The organism is Moorena sp. (genome assembly GCF_982860115.1).
The window spans coordinates 1-6,843 of record NZ_CEYLVT010000315.1 but is presented as its reverse complement, the minus strand read 5'-3'; the positions used below and the strand labels follow the sequence as shown (position 1 = coordinate 6,843).

Here is a 6,843-nt window from a genome sequence, read left to right as displayed (position 1 = left end):
AGGCAATAGGCAATAGGCAATAGGCAATAGGCAATAGGCAATAGGCAATAGGGATGGAGCGCTACTTAATTAACTCTTGTCTGTTGCATGCATGCCTGTTGCCTTTCCTTATTAACTCTTGCCTGTTGCCTGTTGCCTGTTGCCTTTCCTTATTAAAGTTATGTTCACATCTCAAATCAAGCATTAAGCAGTCAGCTGTAAGCGGTCAGTGGTCAGCCGTTGGCACCTCAAAGATCGTGGCATAGGCTAGAAGCCTGTGATGTAAAGCATAAGCTGATTGCTGTTCGCGTAGCGTGCGCATATGCTAATAGCTGATTACTGATGCTGATTACTAATAGCTAATAGCTGATTGCTAATAACTTATTGCTGATTTCTGATTGCTAATAGCTGATTGCTGATTGCTGATTGCTGATTACTGACCTACTAAAGTATCTCAAAACCATCGTCAGTTTGATTAATTTCAAGATCCAAACCTGAACTCAATTGAGCAATGGTTTGCCCATCGACTTTTAGCTCACCAGTGATCGAATCGTAAGTCACGTTAGTCTGGTCACTAACCCCTGGAATCACGATTCTATCTTCTCCAGACTGAAACTCAGTAATAATATCCGGTTGATCGTCAAAGAACTCGAAGGTAAATGTATCATTTCCAGGACCTCCGATCGCCACATCAGTTCCTGGTCCTATGATCAGGTTATCATCTCCTTCTCCACCCAGCACCACATCATCGCCTCCATCGCCAGTGATTTGGTCATCTCCGGCTCCACCCAGCGCCACATCATCCCCGTCACCACCGCTAATGTCATCGGTTTGATCACCAGTCTGAATAACATCTAGACCATCGCTCCCCTGAACATTACTTTCTTGATCGTCTGGTCCTAAAATCACGAAGCCATCTTCATTAGTTGGGATAACTTCAACATCTGGGTCAGCAACAATAGAAGACATTTACTATAACTCCTTCTTTATCCTAGTTGATATTACCTATAAACTATAATTTATAACAATTTTTTTTGCCACACTATTATTTTTTTTATTCTAAAATAGTTTTTTAAAATGGCATTATTTCCCTCCTGATTGGTTAGATACCCTTGAATATAGCTGATTTAAGCCAGTAATTTTCATTACTGAATAAAGGGAATCTAGGTTAACTAATATATCTTCTGTGAGTGAGCTAGTATACATTAGTTGGCGAATAGGTTGACAGTCAAAATTTTCTCCTTTTATATAATAATGTTTCAGTCCCAGTTGTTGGCTAATAATCCAGTAATCTGTTCTCACATAATTGGGTGACACTAGTTCTATGATTTGAGTTTCAGGGCGACAAAATACCGTATTGGTCAAACCAGCGCCATGGGGAGCAACAATTACTTTGACAGAAGCAAATAAAGCAACTTGTTCCCTCACAGACAGGCTTTCTAGAGCAATCGTAATAAAACCAAATTGGGATAGCAGCTCCTTGACCTCAGTTTCGTTGAGAACTTGTCGATGTCTGGCTTGAGCTCTAGTGATGTATATACGCTCTGGGTATCTTAATTCGAGAGTTTGCGGTAAAAACCTCTCTCTGAGGAAGTTGATAGTACCCTTCGGTACCCAATCAAAATCTCCAGGAAAGGAGGGTAAGACTAACTCCTGGGCTTGAATATGGGGGTAGCGATCGCTTGAGATAATTTTGTGAGCAGGAATGCCTAAGCAATTGAGGGTCTCTTGTTGAAAGGGTTGCTGTGGCGTGTTGATCAAAAACCAATCAATCTTAGTGAAATCTATCCCACTGCGGCGCAGGATTTCAATTCTAGGCAGGACATCAAACATCCAGTGGTAGTAGCCATTTCCCGACAATCCCGATAGAACCGCTACTGTGCCATCAATGTACTCTAACGGCGGCATCTGATCCAGACTAAATATTAAATGGTTTCTGGGGTTGTAATTCTCACATCCAGGTAAATACCATGGGTAATTTCGAGAGACGTCAGATAGCAAATAATCATCTGGGGTAATGATGGCGATGCCATTACAAATCTTCCAGTAACTCCTTTGGGGGGCAATCCAAGCCCGTCCTTGTGGGATAGTCGCCACAAAAACAGTAGGGCAATCCACAGACAGTGTTTCCGGTGGGTTACACTGATAGACCCTCTTGCCCAGATGAATTGACTCAAACTGGCGACACAGTCGTCTCATACATCGATTACAGGTAACACCGCCACATTGAGACTGGGACTGAGACTGAGACTGGGATTGAGACTGGGACTGGCTGGGGTCAACAGATATAGGAGCCAGAGCAGAAGCTGGCGGCGCTACCATGGACATGGTGTTGAGATCCTTTGGCAAACCATTGCCCTGTAAACCATGGTTCACAGAAACTTCAATATCCCTCGATCCCGTATATTGCCAATCCTTATCGATGGTTGACCAAGGTACCTCTATGTAGTAGCAGCCATGGCACTCTGTGTTGATATACCAGTCTCTAGTCGCTTTATAAATTCCCTTGATCCGGTGAGGGGGTTGGGAGGTGAGAGGCTTAGCACTATAGTTATCTTGGGGCTTAGCACTATAGTTATTTCTCGGCACCTTATCTATCGGCACGTTATCTATCGGCAAGACTCCGAGACTACCAAGCTTACCGCTGACCTTGCCCTCTTCTAAGTGCTGATGCCAGAGGGCTTCGTAGTATTCAAGGGCTTGCTGGAACCGCTTTTGTTTGCTCAAGACTTGCCCTAACCGTAGATAAATCTGAGGATGAGCTGGTTGCAAGGCTAAACCCATGTGATAAGTCATTACTGCTGCATCTAGTCGCTGCTGCTCGGCTAAACAATCCCCTAACCGTATATACAACTCAATCTGGTCTGGCTGAATCTGTAACGCTTTCTGGTAATACTTTTCCGCCTGCTTTGATGCACCATACTCAAACAAGGTATTCCCTAAATACAGATAAGTCTGCCACAGATAAAGGCAGACTTGGAAAGTATCCTCTTTGTTCCGTAGTGCCTCAAGAAATCCAGAACAATAAATTTGCGATCGCTCAAATATGTCCTGGCCTGGTAAACCTTTAGCACGTTGGCAATAAGCCTCCACAAAAGCTGGTTGCAATGCGATCGCTTTTCGTAAATAGTCAAAAGCTAGGGCTAGTTTCCCCTGAGCCATCAAAGCGCTGGCGCATTCACTGTAGGTCAATATCTGTTCTGGATCCAGCAAAAGCCGCCTTTCAAAGTACTGCACTGCTACCGGATAATTCCCCTTCTGTTGCCATAACCGACCCAGATTTAAGTAAGCTGATTTTAGCTCTGGGTTTAACTCAATCGCACTACTGTATGCCACCAGAGCCTCAGCTGCCTTACCTTGTGCTTGCAGCACCTTACCCAGGTTATTATACAGAGTCCCACACTTAGGATTATGGTCGATACCTTGTTGGTCGATACCTTCTTTATAGACCGCCTTTGCTGCCTCGAATTGTTTTAGATCGTAAAGAACACAGCCCAAGTTATTATAAGCGCTAAGGTAATCTGGCTGGTTGGTAATGGCTTGGCGATAACTGTTGCTGGCCTCCTCTAACTGACCCCGTTCACCATACAACACTCCTAGGTGATAGTGGGCTTTGGCATCCTTGGGGTTAAGAGCGATCGCTTGCTGATAGCTTTCTTTGGCACCATCCCACTCCCACAGCTTGTGCCTGGTGATTCCTAGATTGTAATGGTACTCACCATGACCGGGTTGTAGCCAAACAGCCTGTTGATAATGCCATTCTGCTGTTGAGAAATCCTTGAGTTGACTATATAACTCACCTAAGCAGCCATGAGTTTGAGCTCGTTCCGGTTGGAGTTGCACCGCTTTAGTATAGGCATAAATTGCTTGCCTCCGCTTTCCCTGAGCAGCTAGGGCAAAGCCTAGTAATACATTGAATTCCCCAGAATCAGGCTGCCGTTTCAGGGCTTGCCGACACGAAGCAACGGCTTGACCCCATTGCTTCTTGGCTAAATAAGCCTTGACTTGTTGGTAACTTGATTCAACCTTGATCATTAGGCAGCTATCGGGTTAGAACTAGCTTGGGCAGATGGATAGTTAAACTGTCCCCCGCTTCAATCCAGCATCCTGGTTTTCAACCGTTAGAGTTTTGATAATTAACGTCTAGTTAAAACTAGCTCAGATAACCGTAACAAAGGACACCAAATTGCTAACTGGTTATTTGCAATTTGTTAGTTGTAATTGAATGACTGTAACGTAATGACTATTACTCATTACCTAAGTTTGTAGATTACCTATATTAGTATATAGCAATAAACAAAAAAAGTTAATTTTCACAGTTTTAGGATTTTTTGTGGTTTTTTTACATAAAACGACTATTTCGCTCTAGTTTTTGTTTGAAACAAATTTTTTTGGCAAAGTTTTTATATTGTTATCATTAAATCTTCATATTAGTTTCATAAAAAAAGCTAATAACATAAGCTAACAGCTAACAGCTATCAGCTATCAGCTATTGGCCGTAGGCTGACGGCTGACGGCACCTCAAGTAGCGTGCGCGTAGCGCATATGCTTACCTAATTACTATGGGGATTTGTGTAGGAATTGTGAGAATTTTTGTCCCGAAGTTGCCTGTTGCCTGTTGCCTGTTGCCTGTTGCCTGTTGCCAGATCCGCTGTTCCCTGTTGCCAGATCCGCTGTTGCCTGTTCCCAGATCCGCTGTTGCCTGTTCCCAGATCCGCTGTTCCCTTTGCTATATAAAGCTATAGCAGTGCTCAATCGGGTCATGGGAGAGTCGTAAATGATACCACAAGTCAGTGTAATTATTCCCGCCTATAATTGCGATCGCTATATTACCGAAGCAGTGGAAAGTGCCCTGAATCAAGAAGCCTGTTCCTATGAGGTAGTAGTAATTGATGATGGTTCAACAGACCAGACTCGATCACTGTTGCAACCCTATCGCGGACGCATTCGTTACATTTATCAAGAAAACCAAGGAGTCTCTCTTGCCCGCAACCATGGCATTAAACTAGCCTTGGGTGAATTTGTGGCATTCCTCGATGCCGATGACTTTTTTCTGCCAGGTAAGTTAGCTGCCCAGTTAGCAGTGTTTGAAGCACAACCCCATCTGGGAATTGTCCATAGTGGTTGGTATCGTGTCGATTCCCAGGGTAAGCTACTTATGACGGTGCGTCCATGGGAGAAAGTACCAGAATTAAACTTAGAAAGTTGGCTACTGTGGAAGCCAGTCCTACCTAGTGCGATGATGTTCCGTCGCCATTGGCTAGAGTCCGTTGGCGGGTTTGACCCCAGGTTTCCACCCGCTGAAGATACAGAAATCTTGCTACGGTTAGCCCTCAAGGGTTGTCCAGCTGCTTGGTTGCGTGAGGTAACCGTAGGCTATCGGCAACATCACCAAAGTGCCATGCACAAAGGACTTCCTCAAGCTCGCTCCCTGTCGGCAGCCATTGACAACTTCTTCCAACAGGCTGATTTACCACAAGCAGTCCGTCTATTAGAAAATCAGGTGCGCTATGGCACCCTAGTATGGATTGCTTGGTATTTGTATAATACAGGACATCCCAGGGAAATGATCAAGTATTTACAACAGGCTTGGGGCTATAGTCCTTATTTACCCATGGAAACAGTGGTACATTGGGCAGAGAATTTTGCCGAGTTTTCCAGGAATTGGGGCGGGGAGTTTGATGCTGATGGGTTAGGGAAGTCACCAGAGTGGCAGCAGTTGATGCAATGGATGATGGCTCAGGGGAGAGAGAGGATGTTGGTAGGTGGATCTAGCTTGTACTAACTGAAACTACTGCATCAGTCCAAAGCCCATTGGTAAAGCTGAAGCTGTCCCATTGTTTTTTCCAGTTCATTAATAACTGAAGAAGACTCAAAGCCTTTAAGTTCCACAGCAATTTTACGTCCTTCTTTCTCAGCAGCAAAAAACTTTTATGCTCCTAAATCAGCTTTCAATAGGGTTTGCCCTAACACTAAGATGAACGGGTCATTCGTAATCGTCTACCCGTCTTTTTCGAGAGTGTATAAATCATAATCTAATTCACCAACGCCTAAAAATACTATTGTAATGACCCACTAAATCTCATCTTGCCATTTTTCCATTTCACAATTATGCCATTTTGCCATTATCTGTAAGTGGAATCACTGAAATGCTTATGGTGATTACTTTCAAGGGTCAACCGTCAACAAAAGTTATACATACACATACAGAAGTTATACATGAACGCAAACCTGTTGGCAAACCGATAATTGCTACGCTGATTTCAAAGAAAAAAAACCTAAACTCTTATTTATGGTTTATAGATCTATTTATCAGCTTCAAGATAATCGCCTTTTTAAACCTAAAAATAAACCCAAAAAACTATTAGTAATCAACCTTACTTCTAGCTTAGTATTGAGTCTTTCTTTTTTTAGTCTTAAATTTTTGATATTTGGATTATTACCATCATCCTTATTTATGAAAGATATAAATCAGAAAACAACACCTAATCACAATGATGAATTTATTGTTAAAAATAAAATTTTTGACGCCCACCCAACCAGTATTCCTTGGATTAATGACTCCTACAACTGTGAAGCAACGGGAAGAGCTTGGGAACATGGCGAGTGTTGGGACTATGAGCATTATCGCAACTGGTGATGGCAGGATTAATTTTTAAAATACTATAGTAATTATTATTTGGGTGATAACTGCTATATTTTCGATATATAGCAGTTATAAAGTAAGGATTCAGCTATCAGCCGTTGGCAGTTTGCCACGCTACTTGAGGTGCCGTCAGCTTAATGATTACCTTCCCTGCTCCCTAGTCCCTGCTCCCTACTCCCTACTCCCTACTCCCTACTCCCTACTCCCTACTCCCTACT

Annotated in this window: 5 protein-coding genes and 2 pseudogenes; 3 read left to right on the top strand and 4 right to left on the bottom strand. The window is 43.1% G+C overall.

The features are described 5' to 3' along the window. Positions 1-423: 423 nt before the first annotated feature. From AC4II3_RS30205 to AC4II3_RS30195, 3 genes are all read right to left on the bottom strand, one after another. Positions 424-948: a calcium-binding protein gene (locus AC4II3_RS30205; protein ID WP_488016411.1), complete on the bottom strand. Its 525-nt coding sequence runs from the start codon at positions 946-948 to the stop codon at positions 424-426. A 114-nt stretch (positions 949-1,062) separates the two neighbouring features. Continuing rightward, positions 1,063-4,014: a tetratricopeptide repeat protein gene (locus tag AC4II3_RS30200; protein WP_488016409.1), complete on the bottom strand. Its 2,952-nt coding sequence runs from the start codon at positions 4,012-4,014 to the stop codon at positions 1,063-1,065. 525 nt (positions 4,015-4,539) lie between these two features. After that, positions 4,540-4,743 carry a hypothetical protein gene (locus AC4II3_RS30195; RefSeq protein WP_488017196.1) on the bottom strand — a complete coding sequence of 68 codons (204 nt, stop codon included), beginning with the start codon at positions 4,741-4,743 and terminating at the stop codon, positions 4,540-4,542. A gap of 13 nt (positions 4,744-4,756) precedes the next feature. Here AC4II3_RS30195 and AC4II3_RS30190 point away from each other — a divergent pair, with 13 nt between their 5' ends. After that, the gene (locus AC4II3_RS30190; RefSeq protein WP_488017198.1) at positions 4,757-5,764 is read left to right on the top strand and encodes a glycosyltransferase family 2 protein; all 1,008 of its coding nucleotides are present in this window, start codon (positions 4,757-4,759) and stop codon (positions 5,762-5,764) included. A 17-nt stretch (positions 5,765-5,781) separates the two neighbouring features. On the opposite strand, the pseudogene AC4II3_RS30185 reads toward AC4II3_RS30190, so the two are convergent. Continuing rightward, a pseudogene (locus AC4II3_RS30185) lies at positions 5,782-6,042 on the bottom strand (element excision factor XisH family protein); the annotation flags it as partial. Positions 6,043-6,271: 229 nt separating this feature from the next. Between AC4II3_RS30185 and AC4II3_RS30180 the strand changes: the two are divergent. Further along, on the top strand, positions 6,272-6,619 hold the full coding sequence (locus AC4II3_RS30180) for a hypothetical protein (protein WP_488017200.1): 348 nt from the start codon (positions 6,272-6,274) through the stop codon (positions 6,617-6,619). A gap of 43 nt (positions 6,620-6,662) precedes the next feature. Next, positions 6,663-6,843 (top strand): annotated as a pseudogene (locus tag AC4II3_RS30175) (hypothetical protein); the annotation flags it as partial.

Bases quoted from the DNA above. Each gene is read 5' to 3' on its own strand.
- AC4II3_RS30205 (WP_488016411.1), bottom strand. From the start codon at position 948: ATGTCTTCTATTGTTGCTGACCCAGATGTTGAAGTTATCCCAACTAAT.
- AC4II3_RS30200 (WP_488016409.1), bottom strand. From the start codon at position 4,014: ATGATCAAGGTTGAATCAAGTTACCAACAAGTCAAGGCTTATTTAGCC.
- AC4II3_RS30195 (WP_488017196.1), bottom strand. From the start codon at position 4,743: ATGACCCGATTGAGCACTGCTATAGCTTTATATAGCAAAGGGAACAGC.
- AC4II3_RS30190 (WP_488017198.1), top strand. From the start codon at position 4,757: ATGATACCACAAGTCAGTGTAATTATTCCCGCCTATAATTGCGATCGC.
- AC4II3_RS30180 (WP_488017200.1), top strand. From the start codon at position 6,272: ATGGTTTATAGATCTATTTATCAGCTTCAAGATAATCGCCTTTTTAAA.